Consider the following 14,659-nt stretch of genomic DNA (forward strand, 5'->3'; position numbering starts at 1 on the left):
TGCTCTCCTCTCGGGAGACGAGGCGGGTCATGGGGCGAGGTGGGTGGGGCGCGTACGCCGCTCAGGGATGGAGGGGGTTGGCGATGGTGACGTACACGGACTGGGTGTCGACCGGGCCGGCGAGTTCGTCGAGGCCGTGCAGCCGGGTCAGCAGGTTGGCCTTGCAGCGCAGCACGGGTGAGTCGAGCAGGCGGCCGGGCAGAGAGCCGCGCAGCGGGGCGGGACCCGAGGCCAGGGTGGTGAGGAAGCGGCGGAAGGCCGCGAGGAGCAGGCGTTCGTCGGCGAGGCGCTGGGAGCCGAAGGCGCCGATCAGGCCGAACACGTTGTTGACGGCGAGGTAGTAGGCGAGGCGTTCGTCGGCGACGTCGTCCGGGACGAAGGTGTCGCTGCGGTCGCCGATGCCGGGCAGCCGTGCGGCCAGTTCGGTCCGCCGTGACTCGCGGAAGTAGTAGCCCTGGTTGTCACGGTAGCGGCCGCCGATGGGCCAGCCGTCGCCGTCCAGCAGGACCAGCGTGTTCTGCTGGTGGGCCTCGAGGGCGATGCCGGCCTCGCCGTCCAGCCAGAGGACGGGGCGGACGACGTGCTCCAGGTAGCGCAGGAACCACTCCGCCGCCACGGCGCCGACGGGCCGGCCGGTACGGGCCGTGAGCCGCGCGAGGAGATGGGCCAGGCGTGACCGAACCGGCCAAGGTCCGGGCCGTTCCGGGGTGTTGGGAGACGGTACGGCGAGGGGGCGGGGGGACACGAGTCCGGCGACGCAGCCGACGTCGTCGGCCGGGGTGAACGGGTTGTGCCGGATCACCACGTCGAGTCCCGGCACAGGCGAGCCGTCCGGGTCGTCCACGGCGAGCCAGGCGGGGTCGCGGACGATGTCGAAGCCCGGGTGGGCCGAGTGCCACTGACCGGCGAGGCCGGTGCGCAGCAGCCGGTGCACCTCGACTCCTCGGTGGAGTTCCTTGCGCAGGTTCTCGCGGCGGGAGTTGGTGATGCGCAGGGCCAGCGAGAGCTTGAGCATCGCGGGGGCGCCTGAGCGGTGCACGGTCCGTACGGAGGAGGTGGGGTGCCAGGGAGTGCCGAGGGGCCCGAGGTCACGGAGCAGCCCGGAGTCGAGCAGTGCGGCGACGGCCGGGCGGTGCCGTACCTCGCGTGCCTGCCAGGGGTGCAGGGGCAGTGGTGTGTAGCCGTCGGGCAGCGGCAGGCCGGTTCCGGCGAGGCCGCGGACGAGCCGGCCGGCGGGCACGGGCCGGCCGCGCTCGGTCCAGGCCGAGTCGGTCGCGAGGAGACAGGGGGCGACCGCGAGCCAGTGCAGCGGGAAGGAGCCGTGCGACTCCGGTGAGTACCGGCCGGACTCGGCCTCGGTCAGACCCTCCCGGCTCTTGGGGGCCGGATGCAGCGGGTGTCCGAGGAGGAGGGCCTGTTCGGCGCTGAGGAAGAGGTCGGGGGTGTCCGCGGGGTGTGCGCGCCGGTACCGGATGAACTCGGCGGTGCGGCGCACGGAGTCGGCGACGCGGGCCGCGAGATCGCCGGCGTCCGCGGGTGGGGTGGGGGAGGCGGGGGCGCCGCCGCAACCAGGGCCGACGTTGGCGGTGCCCCCGCCTCCCGCGCGGGGGCCGGGTGGGGTGGGGGCCTCCCTGGCCAGGAGTGCCGCGAGGGTCACGGCGTCGACGGGTGGCGCGGTGCCGGGTGCGGAGGCGAGGCGGGGCGGGTCGAAGCGGTGCCAGCCGGTCGGGGACCAGTACCGCACCGGTGCGATGAGGGCGGTGCCGCTGGCGGGCAGCGCAAGGGTGAGGCTCGCGGTGGCGGGGGCGGTGAGGCCGGTCTCGCGGACCCAGCACCGCAGGAGGTTCTCGACGGCGGCGGCCTCGGCCGCGGTGTGCGGGTCGGGGTCGTCCAGCGGGTCGGGGCCGGGCGGTGGCAGTCGGCTGGTGTCCGCCGCCCGCCGCTTCTGCTGGGGGACGGAGTCGGTGAGCGGTACGGCGGGGGGCGGGGTGCCGGTATCTCCCTGGTCGTCGGGGGCGCCGGAGCGGCCGTCGGGGTGGGGAGTGGCGTTCATGACGGCTCCTCTGGGGCTGGGGTGCGGGTGCGGCGGGCTGGTGCGGTCGGCGCCCGGCTCGTTGCCGGGCGGGCGGGACGGTGTGCGGCACGGCTGTGGGGTGTGGCCGACGGCGGTGTCGGCCCGGGTGCCCGCAAGGGGGGCGGAGCCGGTGGCCGGGTGCGGCGCGCGCGGTCTTCAGCCGGCGTGCCGGTCGGCGCCGGGGTGTCGTCGCCGGTCGGGACCGCGGGTCTCGTGGTCGCGGGCCGCCGCCGTGATCGCGTCGGTCAGGCGGTCGAGTACGGCCTCCGCCTGTTCGTCGCTGATCGTGAGCGGCGGAAGCAGCCGGACCACAGACGCGTGCCTGCCGCCCAGTTCGACGATCAGTCCGCGCCGGAGGCACTCGCGCTGGACCGCGGCGGCGAGTCCGGGCGCGGGCGGGTACGGCGTGCGGGCGGCGGGTGCCATGGGCCTACCGGGGGCCGTGGGAGCCGTACGGGCGTCGGGTACTCCGCGGCTCCCTGGGAGAGCGCCCGGACCACCGCCGGACCCGGGCAGGACACCGGCACCACCAAGGCCGTCCGGACCACCGCCGGACCCGGGCAGGACACCGGCACCACCAGGGCCGCCCGGACCACCGCTCTCGCACTCCGGCGCCCCCGGCTCACGCCGCTCCGGATCCGGGGTCACCAGTTCGATGCCGATCATCAGCCCGCGGCCCCGTACGTCCCCGACACACGCGTGCTCACGGCCGAAGTCCGCGAGCCGGGTCAGCATGCGGGAGCCGAGGGTGGCGGCGCGTTCGGCGAGGGCGTTCTCGCGGACGTAGGCGAGGGTGGCGGTGCCCGCGGCCATGGCGAGCTGATTGCCGCGGAAGGTCCCGGCGTGGGCCCCGGGTTGCCAGGTGTCGAGGTCGTCGCGGTAGACGACCACGGCCAGCGGGAGACTGCCGCCGATGGCCTTGGACAGGACCATGACGTCGGGGGTGACGCCGCTGTGGTCGACGGCCCAGAAGGCGCCCGTGCGGCCGACCCCGGTCTGGATCTCGTCGGCGATCAGCGGGATGGAGCGGTCCGCCGTGAGCCGGCGCATACGGCGCAGCCAGTCGTCCGGCGCGGGGATCACTCCGCCCTCGCCCTGGACGGGTTCGAGGATCATCCCGGCGGGCAGCGGCACACCGGACTTGGGGTCGTCGAGGAGGGACTCGGCCCAGCGGGCGGCGAGTTCGGCGCCGGCCGGGCCGCCGATGCCGAACGGGCAGCGATAGTCCTGCGGGTAGGGCAGGCGGGCCGCCTGGACGTCGGGGGCGCCGCCCGAGACGGCCAGGGCGCCGGCGGTCATGCCGTGGTAGGCGCCGGCGAAGGCGAGGACGCCGGACCGGCCGGTCGCGGCCCGGACCAGTTTGAGGGCGGCCTCGACGGCGTCGGTGCCGGCCGGCCCGCAGAACTGGACGCGGGCGCGGTCGGCGAGGCCGGGCGGGAGGGTGCGGAACAGCTCGGTGACGAAGGCGTCCTTGACCGGGGTCGCGAGGTCGAGGACGGAGAGCGGGGCGCCCGAGTCCAGGACCCCGCGGATCGCCTCGAGCACGACCGGGTGGTTGTGGCCGAGGGCGAGGGTGCCGGCGCCGGAGAGGCAGTCCAGGTAACGGCGGCCGTCGGCGCCCTCGATGGTGAGTCCCCGGGCCCGGACGGGAACGATGGGCAGGGCACGGGCGTAGGTGCGCGCCGAGGACTCGCGCGCCGACTGGCGTCTGAGGATCCCCTCGTGCGGGCCCCGTGTTTCACCGGATGTGGCTCCGGCCATCGACTCCGTTACGGCCACGGCGCGCTGTCCTCCTGGCTGGTCAAGGGCGAGTCGGTGCTCGGGGACCGGAGCGTGACGGCCGGTTCCACCGGCTACAACCGCCGACCGTTCGGCCGGTTACGGGGTGGCCCGGAGATCCTTGACCGGAAGGTGAGGTCAGGCTTGCCGTAGCCCTTCCGGGAAGCGGGCGGACGGCAGGCGGCACCGGTGGGCGCGGTGGAGCACCCGGGCGCGGTGCGGCCCTGTTCAGGCAGCCTGTGACGCAACCGTTGCCGTCCCGGCAGAACTCCCCCACAGCGACCGCATAGTGTGTGATGCCGTTCCCAGAAGGTCGCGGAACCGGCGTGAACCGTCCATGGGTTCGCCGCCGGCGCCGGGGCCGAAGCGCCGAGTTCCTTTCACAGCAGGGGGAGTCAAGACCATGCGATCCATACGGCCGTCGTTCACCGCTCGGCGAGGAAGGGGCGGTCGCCGCACCTCGGCCTCGCTGACGGCGGTCGCCCTCGTCTCGGCGCTGGCGCTGACCGCCACCGCCTGTGACAGCGGCGGTGCCGACGACGGCAACCCGGGCGCCACCGCGAGCGCGGCGGGCTCCAGGGACGGAAAGATCCGTATCCCCGACGACCTCAAGCGCAGGCTGAAGGAACACGGGATCGACATCGACAAGTGGAAGAACGGCGCCTGGAAGGACTGGAACAAGGACGACTGGCTGCGCGAGGCCAACGACTTCATCAACCCGGTCATCAGCGGTCTGTGGGACCCGGACCGGATGCGGGAGGCCGAGGAGCCGGACCAGGGCGTCGACGACAACGACATCTCCGGTGACCAGGGGGTGACGGACCCGACGCCGCAGCCGGTGAGGGCGCGGGCAGTCGACGCGCCGTACCACGCCAACGCGGCCACGTCGGGCAAGCTGCTCTTCGACTCGCCCGAGGGCACCATGGTGTGCTCGGCGACGGTCGTGCAGGACCCGGCGCACCCGGGCAAGTCGAACCTGGTCTGGACGGCCGGTCACTGTGTGCACGCCGGCAAGAAGGGCGGCTGGTACCGCAACCTCGCCTTCGTGCCGTCGTACAACGACCAGGCGCTGTCGGCGGACGCGCTGCAGAACGCGAGCCGGTCCCAGGTCGCGCCGTACGGCGTGTGGTGGGCCGACGCGGCGAAGACCTCGCAGCAGTGGATCAGCGAGGGCGGCAAGACGGGCGGTGCCGGTGCCGCGTACGACTTCGCCGTCATCCATGTGACGCCGGAGCAGGGCGGTGACGGCAAGTCGCTGGAGGAGACGGTCGGCGGGGCGCTGCCGGTGGACTTCGACGCGCCGGCCGTGGCGAACGCGGGCAGCGTAACGGCGTCCGGTTACCCGGCGGCGGCGCCGTACGACGGCGGGCTGCTGTACCAGTGCCAGGACAAGCCGGGCCGGCTCTCCCTCGAGCGGTCCGACCCGACGATGTACCGGATCGGCTGCACGATGACCGGTGGTTCGTCCGGCGGCGGCTGGGTGGAGACCGGCGCCGACGGCCGGCCCAAGCTGGTGTCCAACACGTCCATCGGCCCGGTGAACGCGGGCTGGCTGGCCGGTCCCCGGCTGGGCGAGGTGGCCAAGAGCGTGTACGAGTCGGTGAGCGAGCAGTTCGCCGGACGGTGAGCGTGACACCGCGTCGAGCGTGACGAGGGCCCGTCACCCCGGGTGGGGTGACGGGCCCTCACAGTGCCCGGGTCCTCGTACGGCCGTGGATCCCTCGTACGTGGGTCAGGCGGAGACCGGCGTGTACGGCGCCAGGTCCGCCGCCAGTTCCTCGTGCACCCGGACCTTGAGCAGGGTGCCCTCCGCGGTGTGCTCCTCGGAGAGGACCTCGCCCTCGGCGTGCGCACGGGCGACCAGCTTGCCGTGGGTGTACGGCACCAGCGCCACGACCTCGACCGCGGGGCGGGGCAGCTCGTCGTCGATCAGGGCGAGCAGCTCCGCGATGCCCTGGCCGGTGCGCGCCGAGACGGCGATCGAGCGCTTCTCGACCCGCAGCAGCCGCTGGAGCACCAGCGGGTCGGCCGCGTCCGCCTTGTTGATCACGACGATCTCGGGCACGTCGGTGGCGCCGACGTCCCGGATCACCTCGCGCACGGCGGCGAGCTGCTCCTCCGGGGTCGGGTGCGAGCCGTCCACCACGTGCAGGATCAGGTCGGAGTCGCCGACCTCCTCCATGGTGGAGCGGAACGCCTCGACCAGGTGGTGCGGCAGGTGCCGGACGAAGCCGACGGTGTCGGCCAGCGTGTACAGCCGGCCGCCCGGGGTCTCGGCCCGGCGGACGGTCGGGTCCAGGGTCGCGAACAGGGCGTTCTCGACCAGGACACCGGCGCCCGTGAGGCGGTTGAGCAGGGAGGACTTGCCGGCGTTGGTGTAGCCCGCGATGGCCACGGACGGCACCTTGTTGCGCCGGCGCTCCTGGCGCTTGACCTCGCGGCCGGTCTTCATGTCCGCGATCTCCCGGCGCATCTTCGCCATCTTCTCGCGGATCCGGCGCCGGTCCGTCTCGATCTTGGTCTCACCGGGGCCACGCGTGGCGAGGCCGCCGCGACCGCCGCCCATCTGCCGGGACAGCGACTGACCCCAGCCGCGCAGTCGCGGCAGCATGTACTGCATCTGCGCGAGCGCGACCTGCGCCTTGCCCTCGCGGGACTTGGCGTGCTGGGCGAAGATGTCCAGGATCAGGGCCGTACGGTCGATGACCTTGACCTTGACCACGTCCTCCAGCTGGATCAGCTGGCCCGGGCTCAGCTCACCGTCGCAGATGACGGTGTCGGCGCCCGTTTCGAGGACGATGTCACGCAGCTCGGCGGCCTTGCCGGAGCCGATGTAGGTGGCCGCGTCGGGCTTGTCGCGGCGCTGGATGACGCCGTCGAGCACGAGCGCGCCCGCGGTCTCCGCGAGGGCGGCCAGCTCCGCGAGGGAGTTCTCGGCGTCCTGCGCGGTGCCGGTGGTCCACACGCCGACGAGCACGACCCGCTCCAGACGGAGCTGGCGGTACTCGACCTCGGTGACGTCCTCCAGCTCGGTGGACAGGCCCACCACGCGGCGCAGGGCCGCGCGCTCGGAGCGGTCGAACTGGTCGCCGTCCCGCTCTCCGTCGATCTCGTGGCTCCAGGCGACGTCCTCTTCCATCAGGGCATCGGCCCGAAGACCCTCGGGATAGGCGTGCGCGAGGCGCTTGGTGTCCTGGGAAGGGGAAGAAGAGGAGGTCATTGGATCCTTACGTCGATGGGATTGCCGTTGCGGCGTCGGTACGGCGGTCTTACCCCGCCGCTCGCCTTGTTCAACGTACGGGTACCCCGGGAGATTCCCGTGTCCCGTACGTGCGCCGACCCGTAGATGGTCGCACGGGACGACACGTCTCGTCACCGGGTTATCGCCTCAGGTGAGGCTCGGCCGCCTTGGGTGCCGCGGTCGGCTTCCAGTCCGGGTGGCCGGGCATCGGCGGGGTCTTCTCGCCGTACAGCCAGGGCCGCAGGAAGCCGTCGAGGTCGCGGCCGGCGACGGCCGAGGCCAGCCGGACGAAGTCGGCGGTGCCGGCGGTGGCGTCGCGGTGCCGCTGGACCCAGAGCCTCTCCAGCCGCTCGAAGGCCGGCCGGCCGATCTCCTGCCGCAGGGCGTAGAGGATGAGGGCGGCGCCGTCGTAGACGTTGGGCCGGAACAGGTCGATCTTCTGGCCGGGCGCGGGCGGCTTGGGCCGGGCGGGCGGGCCGCCGGCCGCGCGCCAGCGGTCGGAGGCTCCGTACGCGTCCCTCATCCGCGTCTCCAGCGGTCGCTTCGCGGTCTCCTCGCTGTACAGCGCCTCGTACCAGGTGGCGTGTCCCTCGTTCAGCCAGACGTCGGACCAGGCGCGCGGGGTGACGCTGTCGCCGAACCACTGGTGGGACAGCTCGTGCACCATGATCGATTCCAGGTACCACTCGGGGTAGCCGGGCTCGGTGAACAGGCTCTTCTCGAAGAGGGAGAGGGTCTGGGTCTCCAGCTCGAAGCCCGTGGACGCCTGTGCCATGAGCACGCCATAGGTTTCGAAGGGATACCGGCCGACCTTGCCCTCCATCCAGGCGATCTGGTCCGGCGTCTTCGCCAGCCACGGTTCGAGGGCCTCGCGGGCGGTGGCGGGGACGACGTCGCGCAGGGGCAGCCCGTGCGGCCCCTCGTGGCGGACCACGGCGGAGCGGCCGATGGAGACCTGGGCGAGTTCGGTGGCCATGGGGTGCCGGTTGCGGTAGGTCCAGGTGGTGGTGTCACCGTGCCGTGCGGCTCCGGTGGGCAGGCCGTTGGCGACGACCGTGTAGGCGTTGGGCGCGGTGATCCGGAAGGCGAACATCGCCTTGTCGGACGGGTGGTCGTTGCACGGGAACACCAGGTGGGCGGCGTCGGCCTGGTTGGCCATGGCGAGACCGTCGGCGGTGCGCACCCAGCCGCCCTGCTGGTCCTTGCCGTAGACGGGGTCGCTGGTGTGCCGCACGGTGATCCGGAACCAGCGGCCCTCGGCCGGCGGGTGGCGCGGGGTGACGACCAGGTCCTCGCCGGCGCTGGTGAACCCGGCCGGGAGTCCGTCGACCTCGACCGAGTGCACGGTGCCGTGGGTGAAGTCGAGGTTGACGCGCTCCAGGTCGGCGGTGGCCCTGGCGTCGATGGTGGTCACGGCCTCCAGCGGCTTGTCCTGGGCGGTGTAGGTGAAGTCCAGGGCGTACGAGGCGACGTCGTAGCCGGGGTTGCCCAGGTACGGGTAGAGCCGGTCGCCCACCCCGAGGGGCTCGGCCGGGGCCGCGGCGGCGACGAGGCAGAGCGAGACGGCGGAGGCGAGCAGGGCCGCCTTGCGGTACCGGGGCCTTCCGGGCCGGGCGCGGCGGAGGGCGGTGCCGGGCTCGCCCGGGGGAGGGAGGCGGTACGGGGAGGGCTCCGGCCGTGTCGGGAGGGGGTGCTGGGAGGTTTCCGGGTCGGGCTGAGACCGGGAGTGAAGGCGGAGGCGGGGGGTGAGCGGCATGGACCACCGCTACCAGGGCGGGCCCCCCGCACGGCGGCGACGCGCGTCCGGCCCACTCGAACGGGTAGGCCGGACGCCGTCGTCAGGGGGTGGTGCGGCGGGTGGGCGGAGGGCTGTGGTCAGGGGCGGCGCGATGGATGAGCCGGGGGTCGTGGGCAGGGGGCAGTGCGACGGATGGGCAGGGCCGTGGTCAGGGGGTGGTGCGATGGGTGGGCCGGGGGGCCTGGGCAGGGGGCAGCGCGACGGATGGGCAGGGGGTCGTGGGCGGGGGACAGTGCGGCGGATGGGCCGGACCCGTCGTCAGGCGGCGGCACACCACCTGGGCCGGACGCCACCGTCCGGGCCCGGAGACCGGAGGTAGGCCGGGCTGCCGTCATCAGAGCCGAAAAGCAGGAGATGCGGGCCTGACCGGCGCCGGCAGGACCAGGAACGGGAGGCAGGCCGGGTGGTCGTCGGCGAAGCCGTGCGGCGACGGATGCGGGTCTGACCGGCGCCGGCAGGGGAAGCGGCGGGGCGGCCGGAGGCCGGAGCGGTGGCGTCAGGTGGCCGGGGCCTGGTGCTGGGCCCGGCCCACGTCGTACACCCCCGGTACGTCCCGCATGGCCCGCATCAGGGCCGGGAGGCGGGAGGCGTCGGGGAGCTGGAGGGTGTAGGTGTGGCGCACCCGCTGCTGGCTGGGCGGTTCGACGGTGGCGGAGACGATCTCGGCGCCCGCGAGGGCGATGGCCTCGGTGAGGTCGGCGAGCAGATGGGGGCGGCCGAACGATTCAGCGACCAGGGTGACCCGGCACTCGGAGGTGTCCCCCCAGCGCACGCCGATCTCCGCGCGCCCCAGGCCCTTCATGTGCGCCACCGCCGCGCACTCCACGCGATGTACGGTCACCACTCCCCCGCGCACCGCGAACCCGGTGATCTCGTCCGGCGGTACGGGCGTACAGCACCCGGCGAGCCGTACGGCGGCGCCGGGCCGGTCCGCGAGGACGTCGGCGCGCCGGGGGCGCGGGGCGTCCGCGGGGGCGGCGGCCGTGGCCTCGCCGTCGCGGGCCGAAGTTGCACGCGCTGCGGCGGCGGCGCGGTCGTCCGGTTCGGTCGCGCCGGCGTCGTCGTCCGGGTCGGTGCCGCCGCCGGGGTGGGTGGCCAGCCAGCGCTGGATGGCGATGCGGGCGGCCGGTGTGTGGGCGTGGTCCAGCCATTCGCGGGACGGCTCGGAGGCGGGGTCCTGACCCATCAGGAGCTGGACGGTGTCGCCGTCGCGCAGGACCGTGCTGAGGGTGGCGAGCCGGCCGTTGACACGGGCGCCGATACAGGCGTGCGCGTCCTCGCCGTACTGCGCGTAGGCGGCGTCCACGCAGGTGGCGCCCTCGGGCAGGCCGAGCGTGCCGCCGTCGGGGCGGAAGACGGTGATCTCGCGGTCCTGCGCGAGGTCCTCGCGCAGGGTGGACCAGAAGGTGTCGGGGTCGGGGGCGGCCCGCTGCCACTCGAGGAGGCGGGACAGCCAGCCGGGACGGGTGGGGTCGACGCGCTCGCCCTCGGCGGGGGACGCCTCGTTGGCCGGGGCGCCGGACTCGGGGGCGGGCGCGTACGGGTTGCCGAGGGCCACGACACCGGCCTCGGCGACCTTGTGCATCTGGTGGGTGCGGATGAGGACCTCGACCATCTGCCCGTCGGGGCGGGCGACCGCGGTGTGCAGGGACTGGTAGAGGTTGAACTTCGGTACGGCGATGAAGTCCTTGAACTCCGAGACCACCGGCGTCATGCAGGTGTGCAGTTCGCCGAGGACGGCGTAGCAGTCCGCGTCCTCGTTCACCAGCACCAGCAGGCGGCCGAAGTCGGTGCCGCGCAGCCGGCCGCGCTTGCGGGCCACCCGGTGGACGGAGACGAAGTGCCGGGGGCGGATGAGGACCTCGGCCGGGATGTCGGCCTCGCGCAGCACCCCGCGCGCCTCCTCGGCGACCTCGGCGAGCGGGTCGCCGGGGCGGGCGGCGTTCTCGGCGATCAGCTCGCGGGTGCGGGCGTACTCCTCGGGGTGGAGGACGGCGAAGACCAGGTCCTCCAGCTCGGTCTTGAGGGCCTGCACGCCGAGGCGCTCGGCGAGCGGGATGAGGACGTCACGGGTGACCTTGGCGATCCGGGCCTGTTTCTCGGGGCGCATCACGCCGAGGGTGCGCATGTTGTGCAGGCGGTCGGCGAGTTTGATCGACATCACGCGCACGTCGTTGCCGGTGGCGACGAGCATCTTGCGGAAGGTCTCCGGTTCGGCGGCGGCTCCGTAGTCGACCTTCTCCAGTTTCGTGACGCCGTCGACCAGGTAACGCACCTCCTCGCCGAACTGCTCCCGCACCTGTTCGAGCGTCACGTCGGTGTCCTCGACGGTGTCGTGCAGCAGGGAGGCCGTCAGGGTCGTGGTCTCCGCGCCGAGTTCGGCGAGGATCAGGGTCACGGCGAGCGGGTGCGTGATGTACGGCTCGCCGCTCTTGCGCGTCTGGCCGCGGTGCGAGGACTCGGCCAGGACGTAGGCGCGGCGCAGGGGTTCGATGTCGGCGTCGGGGTGGTGGGCGCGGTGCGCCTCCACGACGTGGCCGATCGCGTCGGGCAGTTTGTCGCGGGTGGCGGAGCCGAGCAGCGCGGCGCGGCCGAGCCGGCGCAGGTCGATCCGGGGCCGGGCCTTTCTGCGTGGCGTCGCGGGTGCCGCGGACGCGGTGAGCGCCTGCGGCACCGGGGGCGCCACCGGACCAGCGGTCGCAGGGTTCGTGGCCTCCGCACTCATGGGCACCTCCGGCTCGTGGACCGGCGGACGGAGTCCCGGGGCACACGCGGCTCAGGGTTGGCGGCATTCCCCCGTCCGTGCCGGTGCTTGATGCTACCGAGCCCGCCACGCCCGACCGACCGCCTCCGGCCGAGCGTGAAACGGATCACCCATTCGAGCGATGAAATCGAGGTTTAGGTTTTCGGTCAGCCGAACGTCTGGGCCAGCCATTCGGCGTCGATCTCGCCCTCGGCGACGATCACGGCGGGTCCGGTCATCTCGATCTCGCCGTCCGGCCGCTCGGTGACGACCAGGCGTCCGCCGGGCACGTCGACGGTGTACGTGGCCGGGGTGCCGGTGACGGCCGGGTCGGCGCCGTCCCTGCGGGCGGTGGCCACGGCGACGGCGCACGCGCCCGTGCCGCACGAGCGGGTCTCGCCGGAGCCGCGCTCGTGCACGCGCATGGCGACGTGACGGGGGCCCCGGTCGACGACGAACTCGACGTTCACGCCGTCCGGGTAGGCGCTCGCCGGGCTGACCGGCGGCGCGGTGTACAGCTCGCCGGCGTGCGCCAGGTCGGCCACGAAGGCCACCGCGTGCGGGTTGCCCATGTTGACGTTGCGCGCGGGCCAGCTGCGCTCGCCGACGGTCACCGTGACGTCCCCTTCGGGGAGGCGGGCGCGGCCCATGCCGATCGTGATGTCACCGTTCTTCGCGATGTGGACGCTCTTCACGCCCGCGCGCGTGGCGATCGCCAGGTCGCCCTCGGTCACATGTCCGGCGCGCTGGAGGTAGCGCGCGAACACACGGCTGCCGTTGCCGCACATCTCGGCGATCGAGCCGTCGCCGTTGCGGTAGTCCATGAACCACTCGGCCTCGCCGGCCATCGCCCGGGCCTCCGGGTGCGCCGCGGACCGTACGACGCGCAGCACACCGTCGCCTCCGATGCCCGCCCGGCGGTCGCACAGCGCGGCCACGGCGGCCGGGGACAGGTCGAGGGCGTTCTCCGGGTCCGGGACGATCACGAAGTCGTTCTCCGTGCCGTGACCCTTGAGGAAGGCGATCCGTGTGCTCATTCCTCGATCGTACGGGAGGGCACCGACAGCGGGCCGGTGCAGGCCGGGCGGCTCAGCGGAGCCTCGCGACCCGCCAGACGGCGAGGACGACCACCAGGGCCACCAGGAGGACGTAGCCGAGGACGACCCGCCAGTCCGGGCGGCGGCCCGAGCCGCGCGGGGGCAGGCCCGGCCAGGTGTAGCCGACCCGGCGGGCGGCCATCATGCCCCAGCCCGCGGCGCAGGAGCAGATCAGCAGGCCGAGCATGGCGATGACCGCGCCGCTGTCGCCGAAGTCGAAGGCGAGCGGGAAGGCGAACATCAGGGAGCCGACGGCGCCGAGGCCCACGATGGGTGCCAGCTGCCAGATGCGCAGCCGGCGCTGCGGGCGCAATTCGACCTCGACCTCCGGGCCGTCCGGGTACATCTCCTCGGGCGCCGGTCCGTCGGCGGTGACGCCGCCCTGGGTGTCGTCGGGGCCGTCGTCGACGAGACGGTCGTCGGTCAGGGGGTCGGCGGCCAGGGGGTCCGCCGCCAGGGGATCGGCGGCAAGACGGTCGACGGCGAGGGGGTCACCGGGAAGGAGATCACCGGTAACGGGGTCTGTCGCCAGGGGGTTTCCGGCCGGGTGGTCGTCCGCCGGGGCGTGGCCGGGCGGGCCGCTGTGCGGACGGTCGGCGTGGGGCCCGTCCGCGCAGGAGCCGTTCGGCCGGGGGCGGTACTCGTGCGGGTGGTCCGCGCCCGGGCCGGGGTCGTCACTCTCCGTGGTGACGGGCTCGGTGCTTTGTGCGGTGTCGCGAGGGCCGGCCTCCATCGCCACGCGCCCTCCCAACTAGGCTCCACTTGGTCGATCGAAGCTCGATGATGGCACGGCGCCGCAGGCCGCGATGACCGGCGGCGCATCCCGATGCCATGACGTGATCAGGCTGTAACCGGTCGTTCGACCAACGCCAGGGCCTGCTGCGGAAGTTCCCCGCGGTCCGCGGCGGCCCCACTCAGCCAGTGCACCCGGGGATCCCGCCTGAACCACGCATCCTGGCGGCGCGCGAAGCGCTTGGTGGCACGCACGGTCTCGGCCCGCGCTTCCGCTTCGGTGCACTCCCCGGCCAGCGCCGCGAGGACCTGCTGGTAGCCGAGCGCGCGCGAGGCCGTGCGCCCCTCGCGCAGGCCCTGCGCCTCCAGTGCGCGCACCTCGTCCACGAGGCCCGCCTCCCACATCCGGTCGACGCGCCGCGCGATCCGGTCGTCCAGTTCCGGACGGGCAACGTCGACGCCGATCTGGACGGTGTCGTACACCGAGTCGTGGCCCGGCAGATTGGCCGTGAAGGGCTGGCCGGTGATCTCGATCACCTCCAGCGCGCGGACGATCCGGCGGCCGTTGCTCGGCAGGATCGCGCGGCCGGCCTCGGGGTCGGCGGCGGCCAGCCGGGCATGCAGGGCGCCCGGGCCGCGCAGTGCCAGCTCCTCCTCCAGCCGGGCCCGGACCTCCGGGTCGGTGCCGGGGAACTCCAGGTTGTCGACGGCTCCCCGGACGTAGAGGCCGGAGCCGCCGACCAGGATGGGCCAGCGGCCCTCGGCGAGCAGTGCGTCGATCCGCGCGCGGGCCAGTTTCTGGTACTCGGCGACCGAGGCGGCGACCGTCACGTCCCAGATGTCCAGCAGGTGGTGCGGGACGCCGCCGCGCTCCTCGGGCGTCAGCTTGGCGGTACCGATGTCCATCCCCCGGTACAGCTGCATGGAGTCGGCGTTGACGACCTCGCCGCCGAGTTGCTGGGCCAGGAAGACACCGAGATCGGACTTTCCGGCCGCGGTGGGTCCTACGACGGCGATGACGCGGGGGGCGACGGGTGCACTGCTCACCGCACCAGTCTCGCAAACGTCCGGGAGACGCCTCGAAGGAGTCGGCACCGGGCGAGGTGGGTAGGTACGGGGCGACGCGACGAATCGCCCGTACGAGTACCGTATGGAGTGAATACGGGCATATTCGCCCGGTTTCCCTGCACGGTTT

General features: G+C 73.7%; 9 protein-coding genes. 1 reads left to right on the forward strand and 8 read right to left on the reverse strand.

The genetic code is table 11. The annotated features are described in order from the left end of the window. Positions 1-61: 61 nt before the first annotated feature. Complete coding sequence (locus tag IE251_RS29710) at positions 62-2,053, reverse strand: IucA/IucC family protein (protein WP_189756080.1); 1,992 nt, start codon at positions 2,051-2,053, stop codon at positions 62-64. Positions 2,054-2,230: 177 nt separating this feature from the next. Beyond that, positions 2,231-3,835 carry a diaminobutyrate--2-oxoglutarate transaminase family protein gene (locus IE251_RS29715; protein ID WP_189756081.1) on the reverse strand — a complete coding sequence of 535 codons (1,605 nt, stop codon included), beginning with the start codon at positions 3,833-3,835 and terminating at the stop codon, positions 2,231-2,233. Between the two features lie 421 nt (positions 3,836-4,256). On the opposite strand from IE251_RS29715, the gene IE251_RS29720 reads away from it, so the two are divergent. Beyond that, positions 4,257-5,480 carry a trypsin-like serine peptidase gene (locus IE251_RS29720; RefSeq protein ID WP_189756082.1) on the forward strand — a complete coding sequence of 408 codons (1,224 nt, stop codon included), beginning with the start codon at positions 4,257-4,259 and terminating at the stop codon, positions 5,478-5,480. A gap of 105 nt (positions 5,481-5,585) precedes the next feature. On the opposite strand, the gene hflX is transcribed toward IE251_RS29720, so the two are convergent. The 6 genes from hflX to miaA form a co-directional block, all read right to left on the reverse strand. After that, the gene (gene hflX, locus IE251_RS29725; RefSeq protein WP_189756083.1) at positions 5,586-7,073 is read right to left on the reverse strand and encodes a GTPase HflX; all 1,488 of its coding nucleotides are present in this window, start codon (positions 7,071-7,073) and stop codon (positions 5,586-5,588) included. Between the two features lie 160 nt (positions 7,074-7,233). After that, entirely contained in the window at positions 7,234-8,850 is a 1,617-nt protein-coding gene (locus IE251_RS29730; RefSeq protein ID WP_189756084.1) for a M1 family metallopeptidase, read from the reverse strand. Positions 8,851-9,388: 538 nt separating this feature from the next. Beyond that, entirely contained in the window at positions 9,389-11,617 is a 2,229-nt protein-coding gene (locus tag IE251_RS29735) for a RelA/SpoT family protein (RefSeq protein ID WP_189756085.1), read from the reverse strand. 185 nt (positions 11,618-11,802) lie between these two features. Next, the gene (gene dapF, locus IE251_RS29740) at positions 11,803-12,672 is read right to left on the reverse strand and encodes a diaminopimelate epimerase (protein ID WP_189756086.1); all 870 of its coding nucleotides are present in this window, start codon (positions 12,670-12,672) and stop codon (positions 11,803-11,805) included. Between the two features lie 52 nt (positions 12,673-12,724). Beyond that, positions 12,725-13,174: a hypothetical protein gene (locus tag IE251_RS41305; protein WP_434095158.1), complete on the reverse strand. Its 450-nt coding sequence runs from the start codon at positions 13,172-13,174 to the stop codon at positions 12,725-12,727. 398 nt (positions 13,175-13,572) lie between these two features. Further along, positions 13,573-14,511: a tRNA (adenosine(37)-N6)-dimethylallyltransferase MiaA gene (gene miaA / locus IE251_RS29750; protein ID WP_189756087.1), complete on the reverse strand. Its 939-nt coding sequence runs from the start codon at positions 14,509-14,511 to the stop codon at positions 13,573-13,575. Positions 14,512-14,659 lie beyond the last annotated feature (148 nt).

The organism is Streptomyces eurythermus, from assembly GCF_014649115.1.
Lineage (GTDB): Bacteria > Actinomycetota > Actinomycetes > Streptomycetales > Streptomycetaceae > Streptomyces > Streptomyces eurythermus.

Bases quoted from the DNA above. Each gene is read 5' to 3' on its own strand.
- IE251_RS29710 (WP_189756080.1), bottom strand. From the start codon at position 2,053: ATGAACGCCACTCCCCACCCCGACGGCCGCTCCGGCGCCCCCGACGAC.
- IE251_RS29715 (WP_189756081.1), bottom strand. From the start codon at position 3,835: ATGGCCGGAGCCACATCCGGTGAAACACGGGGCCCGCACGAGGGGATC.
- IE251_RS29720 (WP_189756082.1), top strand. From the start codon at position 4,257: ATGCGATCCATACGGCCGTCGTTCACCGCTCGGCGAGGAAGGGGCGGT.
- hflX (WP_189756083.1), bottom strand. From the start codon at position 7,073: ATGACCTCCTCTTCTTCCCCTTCCCAGGACACCAAGCGCCTCGCGCAC.
- IE251_RS29730 (WP_189756084.1), bottom strand. From the start codon at position 8,850: ATGCCGCTCACCCCCCGCCTCCGCCTTCACTCCCGGTCTCAGCCCGAC.
- IE251_RS29735 (WP_189756085.1), bottom strand. From the start codon at position 11,617: ATGAGTGCGGAGGCCACGAACCCTGCGACCGCTGGTCCGGTGGCGCCC.
- dapF (WP_189756086.1), bottom strand. From the start codon at position 12,672: ATGAGCACACGGATCGCCTTCCTCAAGGGTCACGGCACGGAGAACGAC.